General features: G+C 72.5%; 3 protein-coding genes and 1 pseudogene. 1 reads left to right on the top strand and 3 read right to left on the bottom strand.

What is annotated here, in order from left to right; all coding sequences use genetic code 11:
* Positions 1-148: 148 nt before the first annotated feature.
* Positions 149-640: a hypothetical protein gene (locus ROTAS13_RS22225; protein WP_019461740.1), complete on the bottom strand. Its 492-nt coding sequence runs from the start codon at positions 638-640 to the stop codon at positions 149-151.
* A 253-nt stretch (positions 641-893) separates the two neighbouring features.
* Here ROTAS13_RS22225 and ROTAS13_RS22220 point away from each other — a divergent pair, with 253 nt between their 5' ends.
* Positions 894-1,736 (top strand): alpha/beta hydrolase, encoded by an 843-nt coding sequence (locus ROTAS13_RS22220; protein WP_075823463.1) that lies wholly within the window; start codon positions 894-896, stop codon positions 1,734-1,736.
* 11 nt (positions 1,737-1,747) lie between these two features.
* Here ROTAS13_RS22220 and ROTAS13_RS22215 read toward each other — a convergent pair whose 3' ends face one another.
* Entirely contained in the window at positions 1,748-2,197 is a 450-nt protein-coding gene (locus ROTAS13_RS22215) for a DNA polymerase III subunit chi (RefSeq protein WP_027297187.1), read from the bottom strand.
* Positions 2,190-2,884, bottom strand: a pseudogene (locus ROTAS13_RS22210) (M17 family metallopeptidase); the annotation flags it as partial. The gene ROTAS13_RS22215 and the pseudogene ROTAS13_RS22210, both read right to left, overlap by 8 nt.

The following is a 2,884-nucleotide window of genomic DNA, read 5'->3' as shown; positions in this document are numbered from 1 at the left end:
CGCCTTACGGTGGAGCTGTGCGTAGATGTGATCAAGAGACAGGCCTGTCCGGCCATGCCGTGCCGGAAACCGCCTATGGCTGGCGTGAGCCCCCGCCGGACGCCGCGCCCCGGGCCTGACGGTTCCGCGGCACTTTCCGGGAAGGTCCTTACCCGCGCTCCGGATGTACGATCACCGCCTGCTGGCCGGACATTCCCGTGCCCTCGCCCAGCCGGATCGTGCCGTCGGCCTGAGGCACGGCCAACGGCGCCACGCGCACCACCTCATCCCCACCGGACATGCCAAGCAGTGCCGCCACACGCGGGCCGGCCACCAGGACCGGCTGTTCCGCATCGCGAGGCTCGCCCTGCCGGCCGATCCGCACCATGGCCCAGCGGCCGTTGCGGGGATTGGTCACCCGGGCCGTGCTGCCGGCCGGCAGGCTGTTGCTGAGGGCCATGTCGCCGTCGGGATCGAAGCTGCCGCGTTCCAGCCGCCCCGCACCCTTGCCGGATGGGTCCCGCACCATGAGCTGCATGTCGAGCGCCCGGCCCGAGCGGTCGATCTGCGGCCGGTCCGCCAGCGCCGGGGCGGCAAGCGGCCCTCCCAGCAAGTTGAGGCCCAGCAGGGCGATACCTGCGATCCGCCGGATTGCCATCATCTCTGCCTCCCTCGCCATGTCGGTTAAAGCTCGGTGTTAAGACGCTGGCGGAAGCAACGGGTTTGAGCGGAAAGATGGTTTCAGGAGAACCGTCCCGACACAAGATCGGGAAATCCAGCCGCATCAAGGACATGGAAGGCAGGCCCCGGGCTTGTGTCTTTTCCCGCCGGAAAGGCTCGGGCATGACACGGGCGGACCGGGACGGGTGCGAGGCTGCCTCCCGCCCCTTCCGTACCGGCAAAGGAGGCCATCGATGCGGCGACGCGCTCTCCTGGCGGCGGGGACATCCGGCATGGTGACAGCGGCGGGCAGTGGCGCCGCACAAGTGGCGCCCACCCCCATGCGCCGCCGCGAATGGGAGATGCTGGCGGGCGGCGAAACGGAACGGCCCTACCGGATCTACTTCGCGGAGCCCGGCACCCCCCCACCGGCGGGCGGCTTTCCGCTCTTCCTGCTGCTGGACGGCGACGGGCATTTCGAGCCCGCGGTGGCGGCGCTGGAGGCCCATGGCGGCAGCGCGGCGATCGCGGCCATCGGCTATCCGGGGCGGAACCGGCGCGAGCTGGACTATACCGTGCCGGCCGAGCCGCCGATCCCGGAGGAAGGCGGCGCCCCCGCCTTCCTGGCCTTCGTCCGGGACGAGCTGCTGCCCCGGCTGGCACAGGAAGCGAGGCTGGACCCGGCGGACCGGAGCCTCTTCGGCCACTCCTATGGCGGCCTCTTCGTGCTCTATACGCTGTTCCGCCAGCCTGGCCTGTTCCGCGCCCATGTCGCGGCCAGTCCCTCGATCGGCTACGGCCAGGGCACGATCCTGCCGCTGGAGGCCGGCTTCGAGGCCGCCCCGCCCGAGGTCGCCCCCCGCCTGCGCCTCCTGGTCACGGTCGGCGAGTTGGAGCAGCCGCGCCCGCCCGCCCCGATCTCGGAACGCGCCCGCATCGCCCGGCAGGTGGACCGGGCGCGCGATCTGGTGGAACGGCTCTCGCAGCTCGGCCCGGCCGGACCCCGGGTCGCCTTCCACCTCTTTCCCGGCGAAACCCACCAGTCGGTCGTGGACCCGGCCATCCGCCTCGGCCTGGACTTCGTCCTGCAACGCTGAGGGACCGGCGTTCAGCCCGCCTTCTTCTCCCAGCCGCGGGCACCCTGCTGCCAGTAGGTCAGCGCATGGCCGGCTGCCTTGGCGCGGCGCCAGCGGTCGCGGGCGGCCTCGGTGGCCTCCGCGTCGTTTCCGTCGAAGAGGTCGAGCACCCGGTCGAAGCGGTCCAGCCGGGCGCTCTCGGCGCCATCCACCAGGAAGAGGAAGCGTGCCCCGTTGGGCGCCTCGTCCTCCGTGGTGAGCCAGATCGGCTGCAATTCCGCATGGCCCACGGCGGGCGTGCCGTGCGGCAGCCAGTCGGGATCGGTGCTGAGCCAGAGCGAGGCATCCAGCGCGGCCAGCCGCTCCGGGCCGCCGCACAGCACCACGGCACGGCCGCCGCTTTCCAGCACGCGGCCCAGCAGGCGCGGCAGGGCCTGGGCCAGTGGCGTGCGCGTCAGGTGGTAGAAGCCGATCTCAGCCACGCCGCCTCCGCCGGGTCTCGAAATGATCCCGCACCAGGCGGTCGAGCAGGCGCACGCCGTAGCCGCTCGGCCCCTTGGGACCCAGGGGGCCATCTTCCTCCCGGCTTTCCATTCCGGCGATGTCAAGATGCGCCCAAGGGGTGAATCCGGGGATGGACCCGGATGGCGCGCCGTTGCCCGGGCCGATGAATTCGCGCAGGAAGGCGGCGGCATGGCAGGCATCGGGGATGCCGCGGCGCCCGGTGCCGCCGGGCCAGCACTGGCGCAGGTCGGCGATGTCGCTGTGCAGGTCCTCGCGATGCGACGTGCCGATCGGCATGGGCCAGAGCGGCTCACCCACCGCCTCGCCCGCCGCCATCACCGCGTCGCGCAGCGTGTCGTCATTGCCGAACAGCCCGGCGCGGTGATGGCCCAGCGCGGTGACGATGCTGCCGGTCAGCGTGGCGAGGTCGATGACGGCACGCGGCCGCAGCGCGGAGACCGCGTGCGTCAGCGCATCGGCCAGCACCAGGCGGCCCTCGGCATCCGTGTCCACCACCTCCACCGTGCGGCCCGACAGGGTGCGCACCACGTCGCCGGGGCGGAAGGAGGCGGCGCCGACCGCATTCTCGGCGATGGCCAGCACGGCGGCCGCCGGGGTGCGGCTGCCACGCGCGGCGAGTGCCAGCATGGCCCCGGCGCAGGCGG

This window comes from Roseomonas sp. TAS13, from assembly GCF_001950415.1.
Classification (GTDB): Bacteria; Pseudomonadota; Alphaproteobacteria; order Acetobacterales; family Acetobacteraceae; genus Roseomonas; species Roseomonas mucosa.
This window is presented reverse-complemented; position numbering and strand designations above follow the sequence as displayed.